At 70.1% G+C, this 20,109-nt stretch carries 19 protein-coding genes; 12 read left to right on the forward strand and 7 right to left on the reverse strand.

What is annotated here, in order from left to right; translation table 11 throughout:
• Window positions 1-24: 24 nt before the first annotated feature.
• From HF886_RS17905 to HF886_RS17950, 10 genes are all read left to right on the forward strand, one after another.
• Window positions 25-1,362 carry a hypothetical protein gene (locus HF886_RS17905; protein WP_169653054.1) on the forward strand — a complete coding sequence of 446 codons (1,338 nt, stop codon included), beginning with the start codon at window positions 25-27 and terminating at the stop codon, window positions 1,360-1,362.
• A gap of 48 nt (window positions 1,363-1,410) precedes the next feature.
• Window positions 1,411-2,607, forward strand: coding sequence for a glycosyltransferase family 4 protein (locus HF886_RS17910; RefSeq protein ID WP_169653055.1), 1,197 nt, complete (start codon window positions 1,411-1,413; stop codon window positions 2,605-2,607).
• Between the two features lie 10 nt (window positions 2,608-2,617).
• Entirely contained in the window at window positions 2,618-3,007 is a 390-nt protein-coding gene (locus HF886_RS17915) for a polyketide cyclase / dehydrase and lipid transport (protein WP_169620188.1), read from the forward strand.
• A 93-nt stretch (window positions 3,008-3,100) separates the two neighbouring features.
• Window positions 3,101-3,538 (forward strand): SRPBCC family protein, encoded by a 438-nt coding sequence (locus HF886_RS17920; RefSeq protein WP_169620187.1) that lies wholly within the window; start codon window positions 3,101-3,103, stop codon window positions 3,536-3,538.
• 29 nt (window positions 3,539-3,567) lie between these two features.
• A complete protein-coding gene (locus tag HF886_RS17925) occupies window positions 3,568-4,758 on the forward strand; it encodes an ArsA family ATPase (RefSeq protein ID WP_169653056.1) in 1,191 nt (396 codons plus the stop codon).
• Complete coding sequence (locus tag HF886_RS17930; RefSeq protein WP_169620185.1) at window positions 4,755-5,168, forward strand: hypothetical protein; 414 nt, start codon at window positions 4,755-4,757, stop codon at window positions 5,166-5,168. The genes HF886_RS17925 and HF886_RS17930 overlap by 4 nt, the downstream gene beginning before the upstream one ends.
• Window positions 5,169-5,185: 17 nt before the next feature.
• Window positions 5,186-6,166 carry an ROK family protein gene (locus tag HF886_RS17935; RefSeq protein WP_169653057.1) on the forward strand — a complete coding sequence of 327 codons (981 nt, stop codon included), beginning with the start codon at window positions 5,186-5,188 and terminating at the stop codon, window positions 6,164-6,166.
• A gap of 151 nt (window positions 6,167-6,317) precedes the next feature.
• Window positions 6,318-7,067, forward strand: coding sequence for a lysophospholipid acyltransferase family protein (locus HF886_RS17940; protein WP_169620382.1), 750 nt, complete (start codon window positions 6,318-6,320; stop codon window positions 7,065-7,067).
• Between the two features lie 55 nt (window positions 7,068-7,122).
• The gene (locus tag HF886_RS17945; protein WP_169620183.1) at window positions 7,123-7,614 is read left to right on the forward strand and encodes a polyadenylate-specific 3'-exoribonuclease AS; all 492 of its coding nucleotides are present in this window, start codon (window positions 7,123-7,125) and stop codon (window positions 7,612-7,614) included.
• A gap of 55 nt (window positions 7,615-7,669) precedes the next feature.
• Complete coding sequence (locus HF886_RS17950) at window positions 7,670-9,055, forward strand: 3-deoxy-7-phosphoheptulonate synthase class II (protein WP_169620182.1); 1,386 nt, start codon at window positions 7,670-7,672, stop codon at window positions 9,053-9,055.
• A gap of 57 nt (window positions 9,056-9,112) precedes the next feature.
• On the opposite strand, the gene pknB is transcribed toward HF886_RS17950, so the two are convergent.
• Window positions 9,113-11,179, reverse strand: coding sequence for a Stk1 family PASTA domain-containing Ser/Thr kinase (pknB, locus tag HF886_RS17955; RefSeq protein ID WP_169653058.1), 2,067 nt, complete (start codon window positions 11,177-11,179; stop codon window positions 9,113-9,115).
• Between the two features lie 211 nt (window positions 11,180-11,390).
• On the opposite strand from pknB, the gene HF886_RS17960 reads away from it, so the two are divergent.
• On the forward strand, window positions 11,391-11,762 hold the full coding sequence (locus HF886_RS17960) for an Rv2175c family DNA-binding protein (protein WP_296549052.1): 372 nt from the start codon (window positions 11,391-11,393) through the stop codon (window positions 11,760-11,762).
• On the opposite strand, the gene HF886_RS17965 is transcribed toward HF886_RS17960, so the two are convergent.
• The 4 genes from HF886_RS17965 to HF886_RS17980 form a co-directional block, all read right to left on the reverse strand.
• A complete protein-coding gene (locus HF886_RS17965; RefSeq protein ID WP_169653059.1) occupies window positions 11,731-12,699 on the reverse strand; it encodes a phytoene/squalene synthase family protein in 969 nt (322 codons plus the stop codon). The genes HF886_RS17960 and HF886_RS17965 overlap by 32 nt on opposite strands.
• Before the next feature lie 8 nt (window positions 12,700-12,707).
• The gene (locus tag HF886_RS17970) at window positions 12,708-14,345 is read right to left on the reverse strand and encodes an alpha-(1->6)-mannopyranosyltransferase A (RefSeq protein ID WP_169653060.1); all 1,638 of its coding nucleotides are present in this window, start codon (window positions 14,343-14,345) and stop codon (window positions 12,708-12,710) included.
• Between the two features lie 92 nt (window positions 14,346-14,437).
• Window positions 14,438-16,012, reverse strand: a complete 1,575-nt coding sequence (gene crtI, locus HF886_RS17975) for a phytoene desaturase family protein (protein ID WP_169653061.1) — start codon at window positions 16,010-16,012, stop codon at window positions 14,438-14,440.
• Entirely contained in the window at window positions 16,012-17,085 is a 1,074-nt protein-coding gene (locus HF886_RS17980; RefSeq protein WP_169653062.1) for a polyprenyl synthetase family protein, read from the reverse strand. Before HF886_RS17980 ends, crtI begins: the two co-directional genes overlap by 1 nt.
• A gap of 211 nt (window positions 17,086-17,296) precedes the next feature.
• Between HF886_RS17980 and metF the strand changes: the two genes are divergently transcribed.
• Entirely contained in the window at window positions 17,297-18,223 is a 927-nt protein-coding gene (metF, locus tag HF886_RS17985; RefSeq protein WP_169620381.1) for a methylenetetrahydrofolate reductase [NAD(P)H], read from the forward strand.
• 24 nt (window positions 18,224-18,247) lie between these two features.
• On the opposite strand, the gene HF886_RS17990 is transcribed toward metF, so the two are convergent.
• Together HF886_RS17990 and HF886_RS17995 are read right to left on the reverse strand one after the other, a co-directional pair.
• On the reverse strand, window positions 18,248-19,456 hold the full coding sequence (locus tag HF886_RS17990; protein WP_296549055.1) for a glycosyltransferase family 2 protein: 1,209 nt from the start codon (window positions 19,454-19,456) through the stop codon (window positions 18,248-18,250).
• Window positions 19,396-20,079: a DUF3153 domain-containing protein gene (locus HF886_RS17995; RefSeq protein ID WP_169653122.1), complete on the reverse strand. Its 684-nt coding sequence runs from the start codon at window positions 20,077-20,079 to the stop codon at window positions 19,396-19,398. Before HF886_RS17995 ends, HF886_RS17990 begins: the two co-directional genes overlap by 61 nt.
• Window positions 20,080-20,109: the final 30 nt, after the last annotated feature.

Consider the following 20,109-nt stretch of genomic DNA (forward strand, 5'->3'; position numbering starts at 1 on the left):
GGGCGGCCCCTTACACTGGCCGCCGTGCCTGCGCCTGCGTCGACAAACCGTCATCGGCGGTGGGAACGTCTCGGCTTGGCCGGGCTCGTCCTCGCCGTCGTCACTGCCGGTGTGCTGCTCGTCGTCGCACCCGCGGACTCGGCCGACACCGATCAGACGACCCGCACCGAACTGCAGTCGCTGGTCGATCGCTGGGCGGATGCGGTGCGCCGCGCCGACCGCGACGCGCTGGCGTCGGTGATCGACCCGGCCGCCACAGCGCTGCTCGAGTCCGAAACGCTGCGCGCGGAGTCGCTCCGGGCGGTGCCCCTCGCCGATTTCGGATACGAGATGGGACCCGAACCGGACCTCGACGTACCCACGACGCTCACCGCCGCGTTCGGCGCGGACCCGGTGCGCGCGCACATCGTCTATCTCCGCTACGCGGTCGACGGCGTAGACGAGGAACCGACCCGCCGTCCCGTCACGGCGTTGTTCGTCGAGCGGTCCGGCGGATGGCTGCTCGCAGACGATGCACCCGTGATCCCCGGCGCGGTCACGTGGCGCGGCCCCTGGGACCACGGACCCCTCCACGTCGCGGAGGTCGCGACCGCCGGAGGCCGCTCGCTGGTGATAGGACCCACCGACCGCCACGACCTCATCGAGGCGACGGCGACCGAACTCGACTCCGCCGTCGACGCCGTCTCCGAAGTATGGGGAGAGGAATGGTCACGGCGCGCCCTCGTGGTCGCGACGGGATCGCGGGAGGAATTCACACACCAGGTGGGAACCCGCCACGACGGGGAGGAAATCGCGGCCGTCGCCGTCTCGGACGCCGTCCGGCCGGGGACGGACACCGCGACCGGGCAGCGGATCGTCTTCGCTCCGGATGCCGGGGAACGCCTCACCCGTCAGGGTCTGCGCGCACTGCTGCGGCACGAGATGGTGCACATCGCCACCCGGACCGAGACGGTCGACGGCTCCCCGCTGTGGGTCCTCGAGGGATATGCCGACTACATCGGGTACCGCGGAACGGGCACGGACCCCGCGGGCGGCGTCACCGCGAACGACCTTCGCCGGATCGCACCGACCCTCGTCCAGGATTCCCTCCGCAACGGCCTGCCCCGTGCGCTACCCGACGATGCCGAGTTCACCGCCGGTCAGGGCGCACGCAGCGCCTACGAGAAGGCGTGGTCGGTCGCGGCATTCACCGCCGAGGAGTTCGGCGTCGACAGTTTGACGTCGCTGTACCGGGCGCTCTCGACGGGACCGGCCGAGCCGGACGAGGTCGACGACGCGCTCCGGGAGGTCGTGGGACTCGGGACCGGCGACTACGTCGGCCGGTGGGGCGACTGGGTCTCCGAACGACTCACCGTGGGCTGAGCCGACCCGTCCATCCGGATCCGGTCCGGACATCGCTACGGTGTAGCCATGTCGCGAACTCTGCTGGTCACGAATGACTTTCCGCCCCGACCCGGCGGTATCCAGTCGTACCTGCAGGCGTTCGCCGGGCAGTTGCGTGCCGAGGATCTCGTTGTCTATGCGCCTCGCTGGCGCGGGGACAGTCACGTGACGTTCGACGCGCAGCAGCCGTACGAGGTGGTGCGGCATCCCACGACGCTGATGCTCCCCACCCCGGACGTCGCTCGACGCGCCGCGCGGCTCGTGTCCGAGTACGGCTGCGACAGCGTGTGGTTCGGAGCATCCGCACCGCTGGCGCTGATGGCTCCCGCCATGCGACGCGCCGGGGCGCAGCGCGTGATCGCGAGTACCCACGGTCACGAGGTCGGCTGGTCGATGGTGCCGGGCGGACGTCAGGCGCTACGCCGGATCGGCGACCACACCGACACCATCACCTATGTGAGCCGCTACACGCGCAGCCGATTCGCGTCGGCGTTCGGCCCGCATGCCGCGCTCGAGCACCTCCCGTCGGGCGTGGACACCGACGTCTTCTGCCCGGACCCGGTCGCACGCGCCGAGTTGCGCGCCCGGTACCGGCTCGGCGACCGCCCGACGGTGCTGTGCCTGTCGCGGCTCGTGCCGCGCAAAGGCCAGGACATGCTGATCCGCGCGCTGCCCGAGATCCGGCGCCGGATCGACGGCGCGGTCCTCGTCATCGTCGGCGGTGGCCCCTACGAGGACCGGCTCCGCGACCTCGCGCACCGCACCGGTGTCACCGACCACGTCGTCTTCACCGGTGGCGTTCCCGCCGCCGAACTCGCGGCGCATCACACCATCGCCGACGTGTTCGCCATGCCGTGCCGGACCCGGGGTGGGGGACTCGATGTCGAAGGACTCGGCATCGTGTATCTCGAAGCGTCCGCGACGGGTGTCCCCGTGGTCGCGGGGCGGTCCGGGGGCGCGCCCGAAACCGTGCGGGACGGGGAGACCGGGTTCGTCGTCGACGGCACGTCCGTGACCGCGATCGCGACAGCCGTCAGCGGGATCCTCGCCGACCGGGACCGGGCCGCGACGATGGGTGCGGCGGGACGCGAATGGGTCTCGACAGAGTGGCAATGGGACGTACTGGGCGCAAAGCTGCGCCGGCTCCTCGAGGTGGACCCTGCGCCTTCGGCGACGGATCCCGATCGGCGGGGCGACGGACGGACACCCTCGGCGGATATGTGAAGCTGTCCCCGTGAGCAGCATTCAGGTGGCGGACCAAACCTTCATCGCCGCACCCCCGGAACGGATCGCGACCGCGCTGGCGTCGCCCGCGCGATGGCGCGAGTGGTGGCCCGAGCTCGCGCTCACAGTCCGGGAGGACCGAGCCGAGAAGGGCATCCGGTGGGCCGTCGCAGGCCCGCTGAACGGAACGATGGAAGTGTGGATCGAACCGGTTCTCGACGGAGCCGTCGTCCACTACTTCCTGCACTGTGAACCGACGGGTGTCGCACCGTCGCGCATCGCATCGCTGAACATCGCCGGCATCACCCGCGAGCGGCGCGTCGCGGGAAAGAAGATGGCGTTCGAGGTGAAGGCACGCCTCGAGGCGGGTCGTCCGGCGGGCGAATCCCCGCGCCTGTGAGGTCGTAGCCGCCGGATACGGTGTGTGGTAGACAACGGCGACGGCGCCGAGCGCGCCGTGTCGGGTGGACGGACGAAAGGGAGCATTCATCGCATGGCCGATAAGACCAAGAGGTCGATCACCATCGATGCGCCGGCCGATCGGGTCATGGCTGTCATCGCCGACTTCGCCGCCTACCCGACATGGGTCGAAGCCGCCAAAACCGTCGAGGTACTGAGCACCGGGCCGGACGGTCTCGCCGACCGGGTCCGCTTCGTGCTCGACGCCGGAATCGTGAAGGACACGTACGTCCTGCGATACCAGTGGGCCGAAGACGGCCGCGCCGTGAGCTGGGAACTCGAATCCGGAGAGATCCAGAAGGCGCAGTCCGGCTCGTACGTTCTCAACGACACCCCGGACGGCGGAACGGTCGTCGACTACCAGCTCACCGTGGACGTCAACATCCCGATGATCGGACTGTTCAAGCGCAAGGCGGAGAAGGTCATCACCGACACCGCGCTCAAGGAACTGAAGAAGCAGGTGGAGGGCTGAGCACCTCGAGCGAGGCCACCCCCGCGCGCGTGCGTGTGTTCTTCGGCAAGGGCGGAGCAGGCAAGACCACGCTGGCCGCGGCGACGGCGCTCGGCATCGCCCGCACCGGCGCACCGGTGCTCATCGCCTCGATCGACCAGGCGCATTCGCTGTCCGGCGTCCTCGACGTCGCCCCCGGTGAAGGTGTGCGCTCGGCAGGCGACGGAGTCGACCTGATCGAGGTCGATTCGCTCGCGTTGCTCGAGCAACGCTTCGCGAGCCTGGCGTCGCTGGCGTCCGTCGCCGCGGGCCACGAGCACGGCGACCGCTTCGCTCTGCCCGCGCCCGAAGAACTCACCGGCCTTCCCGGGGTGGAGGAACTGCTCGGCCTCTCGGAAGTGGCGCGCTTGGCCGACAGCGGACGCTGGCACACCGTGATCGTCGACGCCCCCGCATCGGCCGACGCGGTGCGCATGCTCGCGGCGCCGCGCACGATCTCGGATTACATGGACCGCATCTGGCCGCAGCACAGCCGCGTCGAGGCGGCGATCGGACCGGACCCGCGCCTGACGGTCGTCGTGGCGTTGTTCGACCGGATTCTCTCCGGGATCGCGGCCACCCGCGACCTGTTCGAGAACCCGGACAGGACCACCGCCGTGCTCGTCTCCACTCCCGACCGTGCGGGTCGTGCGGAGATGGTCCGGCTCCGCTCGTGGGCCGCTCTGATCGGCCTGACACTCGAGGCCGTCGTCGCCAACGGGATCGTGCCGGCATTCGACGGCGACGGTCCGGCAGCCGGGTGGCTCGCGCGCCGGCGTGCCGACCAACTGGCGGTGCTCGACGAGATGACCTCGATCGTCACCGAGGTGCCGGTGGTCGGGTGTGAGCAACGCGACGAAGAACCGGTAGGGTGGGCGTCTCTCGGAGACCTGGCGACCGATATCCGGGATCTCTGCGATCCGGCCACCCTTCGCGACGGCGTGGAACGGGTTCGCGTACAGCACGAATCGGGGACGGGGGTGGACGCGGTGTATGCGATGCGGATGTATCTGCCGCTGGCGGACCCGGCGTCGCTGACATTGGGACGAGTCGACGACCACCTGGTGGTCGGTGCCGACGGCATCCGCCGCCGGGTGCACCTCGCCTCGGTGCTGCGCAGATGCACGGTGTCCGACGCGGAGTTCGACGGCACCGATCTGCTCGTGCGCTTCGTGCCCGACCCGGCGGTGTGGCCGCAGTGAGCAAGAACGACCACGACGCCCTCCTCGCCGACTTGCGGGTCCTGGCCGACACGGTTCTCGACTACATGGACGGCGTGGCCGAACAACTTGCCGGTCGCGGCGACGTCCCGGACCCGGTTCCGGAGAAGGCGGCAGCGCACGCCGACGCAGGCGAATCCGGGCGGCCGGCGACCACCGGATGCTCCTGGTGCCCGGTGTGTGCGGTGGCGGCGCTGGTCAACGGCGAGAACCACGAGTTGCTCACACGCCTCGCGTCCCAGCTCGCGGCGTTCATCGCGCTGGTACGCGAACTGCTCGCGCGGTATCTCCCACCGCGGCCCGACCCGTCGGCGCCCACGGATCCGACGCCCCCGGAGCCTCGCGACAACGGCGGGGGATTCGTGCCGATTTCCGTCACCATCCGCCCCTGACCCCGCAGGCTGTAGGTATGAACCCGGACCCGCGGCAGCGCGATTCATCCGACCGCCACACGATCGGAATCGATGTGGGCGGCACCAGCATCCGCGCTGCGGTGGTGAACCGTGGCGGCGAAGTGGTCGATTCGGTGCGAGCGCAGACTCCCGGGTCGGCCCCCGTACTCGAGGACGCCCTGCACCGCGTCGTACGGCAGCTCGCCGAACGTAACGATGTCGCTGCGGTCGGTCTTGCGGTCGCGGGATTCCTCACGGCCGACTGCACCACCGTGCGGTTCGCGCCGCATCTCCCGTGGGTCGGTGCCCCGGTCGGGGCGACGCTCACCGAGAGATTCGGGTTGCCCGTAGTGCTCGAGCACGACGCCAACGCCGCGGCGTGGGCCGAGTACCGGTTCGGGGCGGCGGCCGGGAGCAGAGTCGCGGTGGTCGTCGCACTCGGAACCGGAATCGGTGCCGCCCTGCTCATCGACGGCCGGCTGTACCGCGGGGCCTACGGCGTCGCGCCGGAACTCGGCCATCTCCAGGTGGTGCCGGACGGGCGGCCGTGCCCGTGCGGCAAGCGTGGGTGCTGGGAAAGATACTGCAGCGGAACAGCACTCGTCGATACCGCGGTGGAGATGCTTGCCGCGGACCCCGGCAGGTCTCAGCTCGCGGCACATGTCGCCGCCGATCCCGGTTCGCTCACCGGGCGCCGGATCGCCGGCGCCGCGCAGGACGGCGACCCACTCGCGGTGGCCGCGATCGCGGAGTTCGCCCGGTGGCTCGGGCTGGGACTGGCGATGGTGGCCGACATCTACGACCCCGAAATCATCGTGGTGGGAGGCGGGGTGTCCGGCTCGGCGTCGTTGTTCCTCGACGACGCCCGAGAGCACTACGCCGCCGCGACCACCGGTGCCGGGCATCGGCCTCTCGCGCGGGTCCGCGTGACCCAACTCGGCGACGCGGCCGGGCTCGTCGGGGCGGCGGACCTCGCCCGCGCGGCGATCGAGGAGTGAGATCCTCGTCACCTCGGCGGCGTATGCGTGGGGCCGGGCACGTTGCCGATGTGCGTGTGGTGGGCGCATCGTCGTAGAGTCGACCGACGGGCCGGTTGTGCTGCCCGCACCGATCTATGTCGGGGACCGATCTATGTCGGGGAAGGATGCCATGTGGTACTGGCTGTTGAAGTACGTTCTGCTGGGCCCGCTGCTCTTGCTGATGGGACGCCCGAAATTCGAAGGCGGCGAACATATCCCCGTCAACGGTCCGGCCATCCTGGCGAGTAATCACCGCGCGGTCCTCGACTCGTTCTACCTTCCCCTCCTGGTGCGGCGGCGGATCACCTTCCTCGCCAAGAGCGAGTACTTCACCGGCACGGGCCTCAAGGGTCGCTTCCAGCGCTGGTTCTTCTCCGCGGCCGGCCAGGTGCCCATCGACCGCACCAGCGCCGATGCCGCGCAGGACGCTCTCGCGGCCGGCATCCGCGTCCTCGGTCAGCAGAAACTCCTCGGCATCTACCCGGAGGGCACCCGCTCGCCCGACGGGCGTCTGTACAAGGGCAAGACCGGCCTCGCCCGGCTCGCGCTCGAGACCGGCGTCCCCGTCATTCCGGTTGCGATGATCGGGACCGACCAGATGAACCCCATCGGATCCAAGATGTGGCGTCCGGCGAAGGTCACCGTACGCATCGGCAAGCCCATCGACTTCTCGCGTTTCGAAGGGATGGGCGGCAACCGGTTCGTCGAGCGCACCGTCACCGACGAAGTCATGTACGCGCTCATGCAGTTGTCGGGCCAGGAGTACGTCGACATCTATGCGGCCTCCCTCAAGGAGCCGAAGCCCCAGGACATCGCGGAAGGGAAGGCTGCCGTCGAGCCTCCGGCGGCGGATCGCCTGCCCGACACCCAAGCGGGCTGATCGCGCCGCGACCCCGCGGGCACGCTCGCCGGTCCCACCGGCATAATGTGAGTACGTGCGCTACTTCTACGACTGCGAGTTCATCGAGGACGGTCGAACCATCGAACTCGTATCGATCGGTGTCGCCTGCGAAGACGGACGCGAGTTCTACGCGGTGTCAACGGAGTTCGATCCCGACCGGGCCGGGGAGTGGGTGCGCCGCAATGTTCTCCCGAAGCTGCCTCCTCGGTCGCATCCCGCGTGGCGTTCGCGCGAGCGGATCCGCGACGACCTGCTGAAGTTCCTCGTTCCCAGGCCGGGCGTCCAGCCGGAACTCTGGGCGTGGATCGGCGCATACGACCACGTCGTCCTGGTGCAATTGTGGGGAACCATGCCGGAACTGCCGGAGGTACTCCCGAGGTACACGCGCGAACTGCGCCAGCACTGGGAATACGCAGGCCGGCCCCCGCTGCCCCGGGTCCCGGACGACAACCACGACGCGCTCGCCGACGCCCGCCACAACCTCGCGAAGTTCGAGGCGATCGAGGTCGCGCGCCGCTCCCGGTGACACCGCGATACGGGGTGATCGCACGGCAGAGCGCGCCGGGTCATATCCTGGTTCTGTGAACTGGACTGTGGACGTGCCGATCGACCGCTTGCCCGAACTGCCTCCACTTCCGGCGGAGCTGCGCGACCAACTCGACGCGGCGCTCGCCAAGCCGGCGTTGCAACAGCCGAGCTGGCCGGAAGATCAGGCGGCCGCGATGCGGACCGTGCTCGAGAGCGTGCCCCCGATCACCGTGCCGAGCGAGGTCGAGGAGCTGCAGCGACAGCTCGCGTCCGTCGCCCGCGGCGAGGCCTTCCTCCTGCAGGGAGGCGACTGCGCGGAGACGTTCGCCGACAACACCGAACCGCATATCAAGGGCAACATCCGCACGCTGCTGCAGATGGCCGTCGTCCTCACCTACGGAGCGTCGACGCCCGTGGTCAAGGTCGCGCGGATCGCCGGTCAGTACGCCAAGCCCCGCTCGTCCGACACGGACGCGCTCGGCCTGAAGTCCTACCGCGGCGACATGATCAACTCTCTCGTCGCCGAGGAGAGTGTGCGCGCACACGACCCGTCGCGGCTGATACGCGCCTACGCCAACGCCAGTGCCGCGATGAACCTCGTGCGCGCCGCCACCGCCGCCGGTGAGGCCGACCTGCACCGCGTGCACGACTGGAACCGCGCCTTCGTGGCGTCGTCGCCGGCCGGTGCGCGGTACGAGGCGCTCGCCTCCGAGATCGACCGCGGCCTGCGCTTCATGGATGCCTGCGGCGTGGTCGACCCCAACCTGCGCGCCGCGACCATCTTCGCCAGCCACGAGGCACTCGTCCTCGACTACGAGCGCGCGATGTTGCGTCTCGACACCTCCGGTGACGAACCGCGTCTGTACGACCTGTCGGCCCACTTCCTGTGGATCGGCGACCGCACCCGTCAGCTCGACGGAGCGCACATCGCGTTCGCCGAACTGCTGTCGAACCCGATCGGCCTGAAGATCGGCCCGTCGACCACACCGGAGATGGCCGCCGAATACGTCGAGCGCCTCGACCCCACCAACAAGCCCGGTCGCCTGACGTTGATCTCCCGTATGGGCCACGGGAAGGTCCGGGACGTGCTGCCCGGTATCGTCGCCGCCGTCGAGGCCACCGGCCACAAGGTGATCTGGCAGTGCGATCCGATGCACGGCAACACCCACGAGGCATCGACCGGGTACAAGACCCGCCACTTCGACCGCATCGTCGACGAGGTGCAGGGCTTCTTCGAGGTGCACCGTGCGCTCGGCACCCACCCCGGCGGCATCCACATCGAACTCACCGGCGAGAACGTCACCGAGTGCCTCGGCGGCGCTCAGGACATCTCCGACCTCGACCTGCACGGTCGGTACGAAACGGCGTGCGATCCCCGGCTCAACACCCAGCAGTCGATCGAACTGGCGTTCCTCGTCGCCGAGATGCTGCGGGGCTAGCACTCCGCCCCCGATACGGCTCCGCCCCGGATATCACTACCCCGGTGGCGGAACCGATCAGGGCAGCGCGGTCAGTGTGATCGTGCTGCCCTCTTCGGCGCGACCGTTCGCGCCCGGGCTCTGAGCGATCACCACGGAGCGGTCGGAGTCGGCGACCTGCCGCACCGACACGTCGAATCCCAGTTCCCGCAGTTCGTCCCGTGCCGAGCCGACGGACCGTCCGAGCATCGACGGCACCTTGACCGCGTTGGACACCAGCAATGTCAGAGTGCTGCCCGCGCGGACTTCGGTACCCGCCTCCGGATCGGTGCCCGCGACGCGACCGCCGTCGACCTCGGGATCGAACACCTCCCGCACGTCCTGCACCGTCAGGCCGGCTTCGTCGAGGATGCGCCGGGCGTCGTCGACGGTCCGTCCGGCGAGGTCGGGCAGGTCCACCGGCGGGGAACCCTTGCTCACCACCACTTCGACCTGCGACCCGACGGGCAGGACTGTCCCGGGCGCCGGATCGAGCGCTGCGACCCCGCCCTCGGGGACAGTCGTGCTGAAGGCGCTTCCGCCGTCCACGGGCTCGAACGTGCGCCGGCGCAATTCGTCCTCGACGACCGACAGCTCACCTGATCCGGGGACGTTCGGAACCGTGGGCGGCCCCAGCGAGACCAGTAGCGCCACGGAGTTGCCGTCCGGGACACGGGAGCCCGTCGGGGGATCGGTGCCCAGCACCGTCTCGGGCGGGATGTCGTCGGAATACTCGCCGCGTACCTCGGCCGTCAGCCCGGCCGCCTCGATCGCGGAGACCGCGGCCGCGCGGTCCAGTCCGTTGACCGTCGGTACGTCCGTGAGCCGGCCGGCGCCGAGCCACCATCCGGCGATGCCCATGAACAGGGCGAGTACGAGAATCGCCGCGATCCACCCGACTACCGAGCGCCGGTGCCGATGATGCTCGTGCGCGTAGTCGGGCTGCGGCGCGGGCTGCTCCGGGTCGGAGCGAGGATGCGGCTGCGTGACGACCTTGGTGTGCATCGTGCGGGTGGGATGCAGCTCGGCTTGCGGCACCGCGCCGGGATCCGCGGCGGCGCCCTGCTCGGCTACGGCCGGGTGGACGGCGGTGGGAGCGTGCGACGACGTCGACTCCGGCGACGTGATCACCGCCGTGGCAGGTTCCGCCCGGGACGCCGCACCTCCCGCCGCACCTCCCGCAGAGGCAGTAGCTGCGGCGGCGGGCGCCGCGCTCGTCGCGAGAGCCGACCGGCGAGGAGCCGGTACCCGGTAACGGGGAAGGTCGAGCGCTTCACACGCGTCGTTGAGGGCGCGGGCCATCGCCTCGGCGTCGTCGAACCGTTCGCCCGGCTCGCGTTCGGTGGCGCGGCGTACCAACTCGTCGAATTCCTCGGGCACCCCGTCGATCCAGGACCCCGGATCGGGCACGTCCTTCTCGACGCGCTGGTATGCCACGGACAGTGACGTGTCGCCCGAGAAGGGCGTGCGGCCGGTGAGCATCTCGAACACGAGGACGCCGGCGGAGTAGACGTCGCTGCGGGCGTCCGCGCTCCCGGCGGTGACCTGCTCGGGAGACAGGTACGCCGCCGTGCCGAGGATGACGCTGCGCGAGGTCGTGGTGGCCGCCGCGACGGCCCGGACCAGACCGAAGTCGGCGATCTTGACCTCTCCGGCCTCGGAGATGAGAACGTTCTCGGGTTTGACGTCGCGGTGCACGAGACCCGCGCGGTGGGCGACAGCCAGCGCTCCGAGGACGGGCGCGGCGACGGCAGCGGCGGCGTGCGGCGGCATCGGTCCGCGTTCGCGGAGCAGTTCGCGCAGCGTGCCGCCTTCGACCAGTTCCATGACCAGGAAAACGTGGTCACCGTCCTGGCCTTGGTCGTATACGGCGACGAGACCGGGGTGGTTGAGTCGTGCGACGGCACGTGCCTCGAACTCGAAGCGGGCGAGGAACTGCGGATCGGCCGCGAACTGCGGATCCATGACCTTCACCGCGACCGGACGATCGAGACGCAGATCTGTCGCGCGGTAGACCGTGGACATCCCGCCGCGCGCAATCCGCGATTCGATCCGATAGCGCCGATCGAGCACGACGCCGACCATTCGGTCGCCTCCAGCGGTCACCCGGTGTACTCCCGTCTCTGGTGTGGAACATCGGTGTGGAGCATTGATGTGGAACATCGAACCGGCACCGGACGCGACTGCCGTGGTGCCGGCGAGACGGAGTACGTCGTCGCCTGCGCGGAAGCCGATCTCGTCCTCTGTAGATGGTAGCCAGCCCACAAAAGCGGCAGCCGCGTAGATGGCTGCGGGTAGGCGACGATACCGTGGAGCAGTGAGTTCGATTCCCTATTGCGACGACGTCCTCGACCCCTCCATATCGGTCTATCAGCTCGTCGACGTGGCAAAACGCCTCGACGTCCCGATTGTCCGCGTGCACCAGATGCTGCGCGACCGGCAGTTGCTCGCCTTCAAGCGCAACCGCGTCCCCGTGGTGCCCAAGGCATTCTTCGGCGACGACGGGCAGGTGCTCCGCCAGCTTCGCGGCCTTCTCGCCCTGCTCCACGACGGTGGATTCCGCGACGAAGAGATCCTCGAGTGGCTCTTCCAGGAAGACGACACGCTGCCGGGTGACTGCCCGATCGCCGCGCTGCACACCGACTCGGCGCGCGAGGTCATGCGGCGCGCTCAGGCTGCCGCCATCTGACGGACGCCCCGACCGATCCCGCGACGAACTGCGTGAGCACCACCGCCGCGCGGGTGCGGCGCGGGACCGTCACTCGCCGGTCCAGAACCCGGAAGCCGCTCGCCTCGACCTCGTCGAGGATCCGTCCGTAGAGCACGAACGCGGCACGGATACCCGGTCGCACCCGGTCGGGTAGCAGATCCAGACCCGGTTCGGCCTTGCGGTATTCGGCGCGGGCCAGCGCGACCGCGTGGGCCAGAGCCCGCCGGACACGGGGATCCACCGTGCCGGTGCGGCGGCCCTCCCGCAGCAGTTCGACATCGACCCCGAACGACGCCCACAGCTCGACCGGAAGATAGAGACGGTCGCGGTCGAGATCCTCACCGACGTCGCGGATGAAGTTCGTGAGCTGGAATGCCGTGCCCAGCGCGGAGGCGTGCGGCACCGCGTCCGGGTCGTCGACGCCGAACACCGGGAGCAGTTCGAGACCGATCACCACGGCGGAGCCGTACATGTAGTCGTACAACTCGGCCATGTCGCGGTAGTGGCTGTGGTGCTCGGGCGTACCGGGCACATCCATGCGCATCGATCGGAGGAACGCCTCGAAATAGGCGATCGGAACATCGTATCGGCGCACCGTCTCGGCGAGAGCACGCAGTACGAGGCCCAACTCGTCCGGCCGGCCCGGTTCTCCGGCGAGAGCGGCCCGGAACCGGCGCTCTGTGGCGGCGAGCCCGCGGGCGGCCTCGACGGGATCGTCGACCGCGGTCACGTCGACGAGGTCGTCGACCACCCGCGCGAACCCGTACAGGGCGTGGACCGCGCGTCGCTGCGAGGCCGGGAGCAGCCGCGCCGCGAGGTGGTACGTGCGCCCGTGCTCCGCGGTGAGACGAGCACAGTGTGCGAACGCCGCGTCGAGGTCGTCGGGGCGTGGCCGGGGAGCGTGCGGATCGAACACTCCGGTGATCAGGCCCCGCCGACAGGTGCGGAGCCCGGACCGTCGACCTGTGCGGTGCGGGAGCGCGAACTCAGGCGCAGCGGGTCGCGGGTGGTCAGCGACCGAGCGGCGATGACGGCTGCCACCACAGCGAGCGCCACGTGCGCGATGTTGTACATGCCGATCGAACCGTCGGGATTGAAGACCAGCATGAGCCATGTGGACAGGGCGACCAGGATCATCAGGGTGCGATCCGACATGGCGAAGGCCGCGGCCACCGCGAGCGGCCACGAGTAGTACCAGGGCAGCGCCGCGGGGGACAGCAACGTCACGGCGGTGAGCGCCACGACGATGCCCAGCACGGCGTCGCGTTCGGTGCGGCGGAATCGCCACCATGCCCACACGAGGATCACCACGAGCGCGACCGCACACAGCATGCGGGTGACATCGAGGATCGATCCGAGTCGCCACGGCGTGATCCAGGTGCCCACGTGCGCCACCATGGTGGGGAGCGAGAGCCAGTTGATGATCTTCGAAGATCCGGACAGCGCCGTGAGCCAGCCGATACCCACGCCGGCGAGGAGCGAGGCACCGCCGAAGACCGCCACGAACACCGCGAATCCGGCGGCCGCCGCCTTGAAGAACAACCGCACCGGGGCCGCCGGTTCGCGCCCCTCGGCGAGCGCCCGGTCGCGTTCGTGGATCATCCACACCCAGACCAGGAACGGCAGCGCGATCCCGGCGGTGGCCTTGATCGCCGCACCCGCCGACACCAGGGCGATGCCGCCGACATGGCGGCCCTGGAGGACGAGCACGATGCCCGCCGTCATCAGACCGACCATGAGCAGTTCGTTGTGGACGCCACCGACGAGGTGGATGAGCACGAGGGGATTGAGCACCGCGAGCCACAGGGCGATCGCCGGGTTGCCGCCCATGCGGCGTGCGAGGCGGGGCACGGCCCAGGCCATGAGGAACAGGCCCGGCAGCATCGTCACCCGCCACAACCAGGTGCCCGACACGACATTGTCGCCGGTGACGGCCGTGATGCCGGAACCGAGCAGCAGGTGCACCGGACCGTACGGCGTGGTCGTGGTGGTCCATACGTTGCTCACGTTGTCGAGCAGGACGCCGGGGTTGACCACCGGGCCGTCGGTGTAAGGATCGAAACCGGCCCGCAGCATCGCACCCTGCGCCAGATACGAATATGCGTCGCGACTGAACATCGGCGTGGCGACGAGGAGCGGCGCGGTCCAGGCGGGCAGCACGGTCCACAGGTCGCGGAGGCCGACCGTGCCGGCGAGCGTCGCGCGCCCCACGCGGACCCACGCGCCGATCATGATCAGCACGCCCACCCAGAGGATGATCATCGACAGCAGTTGACCGTGACCGAACCGCAGCCACGACAGGAACATCTCTTCGAGAAGCGGGTCCTGCCGCCGGACGCTACCGGCGCCGAAGCTGCCGAACGTCATCAGCACCGAACCGCAGGTCCCGAGGAGGGCTGCGTTGCCGGCGGGGCTCCGCAGAAAGGCTGTGACCCTGCCGGCCGACGTTCTGCCGTCCGGCGCCCGGTTCTTCGAGGCAGGGAGGTCAGAGGGTGGGGACGCTGCCGAATCCGCCGCCGATCGGTCCTGCGGGTCGGCGTCGGGGGCGGCGGGGGACGACATGGGTGTGGGTTCCTCCCCGGAAGCGGTGCCGGCGCGGAGCGCAGGGTCTGGCGAACGATGTTGACGAACAGGTGCTGACGAACGGTGACAGTTTAGTGGAGGCGTGATGTCCCCGGCTCCCTAGTCCGTCGGGTCCGCGGGACCCCGAGTCGTTCCGCGGCCAGCCGTCCCGACATGAGCACAGTGGGGACACCGACTCCGGGAACCGTATCCGACCCCGCGAGCACGACATTCGGGAACCGCGGATCGACATTGCGACGACGGAACGGCCCCGTCTGGCGGAACACGTGCGCCGCGGCGAACGGGCTTCCGGCGATCATGCCCCGGGCGTGCCACGTGGCCGGCGTGTCGACGTGGTCGACCCGGAACTCGTTCGCGACGCCGCGGTAGCCGCGCGACTCCAGCACCGCGAGCAGTTCCCGGCGGTACGGGCCGGACAGCGCGGACCAGTCGAACGGCGCGCTGTCGAGATTCGGGCACGGTGCGAGCACCGAGAGCGGTTCGTGTTCTCTGCCGTCACGCTCGAGCAACTGTCCCGGGTCGGACAGAGCGGGCCGGGTGATGAGCAGAGACGGATCCGACATCAGCCGTCCACGGCCTCGCCGCCGGGTGATCTCGGCGAACGTGCGTTCCCACGCGCCACCGAAATCGATGACGTGGTGATGCCGGGCGCTCCATGCGCCCGAGACCGCGGTGGGGACGGTGCCGTGCAGCACGACCGCCGACGGTGCGGCGAGCGTCCGGCGACGCCGGCGCGCGGGCAGCAGGCTGTCCACCACGGGCGAGCCCGGCGTGAGCACCACGGCGTCGCATGCGTAACGGTCACCCGCCGCCGTGGATACCGCTGTGACACGCCCCGTGTCGACATCGAGCGCCGTGACCTCGCTGCCGAGGTGCAGGCGCCCGCCCGCACCGACGAACGCTGCGGCCATGGTCCGGGCGATCTGGCGCATCCCACCCTCGACGGTGTACACACCGAGTGTGGTGTCCATGTGCGCGATCGCCCCGTACACCGCGAGTGCCTGCGCGGGAGCGACCCCCGCGTAGAGCGCCTGGAACGTGAAGACCCGCCGCAGCCGCGGGTCGGTGACCCGGCGGCCCACCTGAGTGCCGAGTCGGCCGAACCCGCCGATCCGGAGCAAACGCAGCAGGTCGCGGACGGCGGCCGGAGAGGAGACGAGGTCGAGCGGCGAATCGAAATTCGCGTCCATGAAGCGGTCGTACTCCGCGTCGAAGATGTCCGCGAGCCACGCGCGCAGGCGCAGATACCGCTGCGCTTCCTCGGCTCCGCACACTCGCGTGATCTCGGCGGTCATCGCGTCCGGGTCCGAGTGGACGTCGAGGGTGCTGCCGTCGTCGAACCGGGCGTGATAGGCGGGGGAGAGCCGCGTCGTGCGCAGTGGCGGATCCACGGAACCGGCATCGGCACCCACCGCGGCGAGTGCGTCGGCGATCAGTTCCGGCATCGTCAGCACCGTCGCGCCGTTGTCGATCTCGTAACCCGGGCCGGTGTACGTCCCGACGCAGCCCCCGACGGTGTCGGCGCGCTCGAGGACGGTGACCTCTTTCCCGGCACCACGGAGGTGCAGGGCGGCAGCGAGGCCGGCGAGGCCCGCACCGACCACGACCACCCGGTGGGCTCCGGGCACGACGCGCGTGCCGGTCATCAGGCGGCGCGGCGCGTCGCGGCGACCGCCGACGCACGTAACCGCGCTTTGCCCTCCTCGGTGGCGCCGGACGCGTCGAGAGCCTCGAACGCGCTTTCGGTGAGGGCCGTGATCCGCTGCTCGACCTTGTCGACTGCGCCGAGGTCGACGAGCACGCCGCGGATCTCCTCGACCTGATCGTCCGTGAGGTCGGCGCCGATCGCCGCGCGCAGCGCTCGCGCGACAGCCGGGTCGGTCGCGTCCGCGGACTCGAGCGCAAGTGCGAGCAGTACGGTGCGCTTGCCGGACCGGAGGTCGTCTCCGGACGGCTTACCGGTGACGGCGGGGTCGCCGAAAACTCCCAGTAGGTCGTCGCGAAGCTGGAATGCGAGACCGATGTCGGTGCCGAACCGGCGATAGGCGGCGATCAGGTCGTCGTCGGCGCCGGCGAGCACCGCACCGATGTGCAGCGGGCGCTCGATCGTGTACGCCGCCGTCTTGTATCGGTTCACGCGCGTCGCGGACGCGACCGTCTCGTCCGACGCGACCTCACCGACGATGTCGAGGTACTGGCCACCGAGGACTTCGGTCCGCATCGCCGACCACACCGGCGTCACCCGTGCGAGTTGCTCGGCGGACAATCCCGATTCCCGCAGCATGTCGTCGGCCCAGACGAGAGCGAGGTCGCCGACCAGGATGGCAGCGGCCTCACCGAACTGCTCCGCCGAACCCTGCCACCCGGCGTTGCGGTGCCCGCTCGCGAACTCGACGTGCACGGTCGGAAAGCCCCGGCGGGTGGTCGACGCGTCGATGATGTCGTCGTGGACGAGCGCACCGGCCTGCACCAATTCGAGGGCCGAGCAGGCGCGCAGCACGGCGTCGGCGTCAGGTCCGGCCGGATCGCCGCCGGCGCCGAGCCAGCCGGTCCAGGCGAACGACGGCCGGACCCGCTTTCCGCCGCGTAGCACGAACGACTGGAGTGTCGCGACGGCGTCGCGGTATCCACCGCCGACCGAGTCGACCAGTTCGGCGCGGGTGGCGAAGAACTGCCGCAGGGCGTCCTCGACGAGTCCGGGGAGTGAGGGGGCGGGCACGGGATCGGCTCCGGTGGACAGGACAAACCTCCTGGTCGATGTGCACGGCACCGTCGGACGACCACGGTCCCGGCACCGCGGTCCACCCTATCCGGCCCCCGCAGGGGTCGCCGCGGACCGGACGCGAATGCCCGCGCCTTATGCTGAACGCGTGGAAAACGATCTGGTCAGGGCGACCGAGGACAGCGGAGAGTCCCGCACCCCATCCATCGTGGACCGTCTCGGTGCCACACGGTCCGGCAGGATTCCGTTCTCGGTCGAGTTCTCCCCGCCCCGGGACGCCGACGCCGAGGCGCGACTGTGGCGAGCCGTGCGCGCGTTCGAGCGCCTCGGCCCCGCCTTCGTGTCCATGACGTACGGCGCCGGTGGATCGACCCGGGACCGTACCGTTCGCGTCACCGGCGACCTCGCCGAAGAAACCACGATGCTTCCCGTCGCCCACCTCACCGCGGTGGGGCACAGCGTCGACGAGATCCGCGCGATGGTCGGTGCCTATGCCGACCGCGGCATCACCAATATTCTCGCGCTCCGTGGCGACCCGCCGGGAAATCCGCTCGGCGAATGGGAGAAGCACCCCGACGGTCTCGAGCACGCCGACGAACTCGTGCGACTGGTGCGCGACCTCGGCGACTTCCACGTCGGAGTGGCCTCGTTCCCGGAGGGGCACCACCGCTCGCCGGACCTCGACCACGACACCCGCTACCTCGTACAGAAGTTGCGTGCGGGTGCCGAGTACTCGATCACGCAGATGTTCTTCGATGTCGAGCACTACCTGCGACTGCGCGACCGGGTCGCCGCGTGCGATCCCGAACAGGCGGCCAAGCCGATCATTCCGGAGATCATGCCGATCACCTCGCTGCGCTCGGCGCGCCGGAGCCTCGAGCTGTCCGGTTCGAAGCTGCCCGCCGCGCTCGAGGAGCGGTTGGTCCGCGCAGCCGGAGACGGGCCCGAAGAGAATCGCGCCGCTGTGCGCGAGGTGGGCATCGAGGTCGCGACCGAGATGTGCGAGCGGCTGATCGCGGAAGGCGCGCCCTGCCTGCACTTCATCACGCTGAATTTCGCCCGCGCGACCAGCGAGGTGCTCTCGCGGCTCGGGATCGAGGTCCGTTCCTCCGTGCCGGCCGGGCAGCCGGTCTGAGACCCGGCCCGCCCGATCCCCGGGTCACGGCAGCAGGCGGTCCTTCCATACCGCGCGACCCGCGCTGCGGGCCCGCACGGATGCGGCGGTCAGCCACCCGAAGATGACGACGGACACCGGATGCGCGGCGATACCGAGGGCGTCCGCCGCGTCCAGGCGCTCGCCCCGCTCCGTCGATCGTGCGACCGCGCGGGACAACAGTGCCGCGCCGGTGCCGAGCACCCCCCAGCGGCGAGTGTGGCCACGCCCCGCCACCGCGGCGACGGCGGGAACGACGTAGGCGACTGCGTATGCCGTCACGACGGCTGCCGCGCCTGCCGGTGATCCGAACGCCGACCACAACCACCGCGTGTAGCCGCCGGTCAGCGTATGTCGGCCCTCGTACATCCGGCACGACACGAGCGGCCCGCCCGCCGCGACGACGGTGGTGCGCCCGGACCGCCGCAACGTCCGCGCCAGGTCGAGGTCCTCGGTCGGGCTCGCCGCGACCGCGGAATGGCCCCCGATCGCGCGATAGTCGGCCGTATCGAACGCGAGGAACTGACCACAGGCGACGGCCATCGACGGACGACGGGTGCGATGGGCGACGGCGACCGGCAGTATCGAGAACCAGGACCAGAACAGCAACGGCTGCACCAGACGCTCCGTCACGGTGCCGGCAACCTGGTACGGCCACGGCGACACCAGTGCCGCCGATCGGGACCGGAGAAGTGTGACCGCCGCGGCGATCGCGCCCGGCCGTAGCCGGACATCCGCGTCGATGAAGACCACGACACCGGTCTCGTCCGGGTGGGACTCGGAGAAGGCGCGCTCGCACGCCGCGGCTTTTCCGGTCCAGCCGTCCGGGGGCGGCGTGCTCGATCGCACCACCGTGATCCGCGGATCGCTGTCCGCCGCGCGTCGTGCGATCTCGAAGGTGCCGTCGGAGGAGTCGTCGTCGAGCACGAGCACCCGCAGCCGCGGAACACCGCGCTGTTCCCGGAGGTCGGCGATCACGGATGCGATCCGGGGTGCCTCGTCGCGGGCCGGGACCACCACGGTCACCGATTCGGTGACGGCGGCTCCCTCGCGCAGGCGAGGCAGAGCGAACCGGTTGGCGGCCGCGACGACCGCTCCGTACAGAGCGGCACCGGCGCCCAGCGCGACCACTCGGCGGGGGAGGCGGACCCGGCTCAGGATCGGTCCTCGTCGTCGGGCACCGTGGTGCGCCGGCGTACCGGGTCGCGGGTCCACCAGGCGAGTACGCCGACCAGGAGCGCGACACCGAATGTTGCACCCGCCATGATTCCGGCCCAGCCGGCCAGGCCCCGGGTGTTCGGGTCGGAGTAGCGCACCTCGGCCCGCAGGGTGCTCACCTCTCCGGCGGGCAGCTTCCACGTCACGATGGAGTCGGATTCACGCGTGCCGTTGGTGGTCGCGACCCGGGCGGGGAAGGCGAGCGTGAACTGCACGTCGGTGCCCAGCGACGGGGCCGATTCGAGGTCGACCCGGCCGTTGAGCGAGACCAGGTCCCCGTTGCGCTGGAGGTTGAGCTGGAGCATCCCCGCACCCTGCTCGGACATCGTCATCAGCTGTTGCACATCGCCGAACGTCAGACCGCTGAAGTAGACCTGGCTGCCCACATAGCCGTCCTGCTCGTATTGCTGGACCTGGACCTTGCCCTCCAGCGACGGGGGTGCCACGAGCTGTGGGCCGGCGTCTTCCTCGTCGGCGGGAATGGTCGCGGCGACGATCTGCCCCGACACACGGTCGTCGGACGAGATACCCATCGACGCCTGGACCCGCAGACAACCGGTGAGGAACGGAAGGGCGAGAAGGACGAGGCCCGCGACCGCGAGGGCGCGGCGGACAGACATGGTGGACTGCTGCACGGGGAATATGGTGCC

It is taken from the genome of Rhodococcus sp. 105337, assembly GCF_012844225.1.
GTDB lineage: Bacteria > Actinomycetota > Actinomycetes > Mycobacteriales > Mycobacteriaceae > Rhodococcus.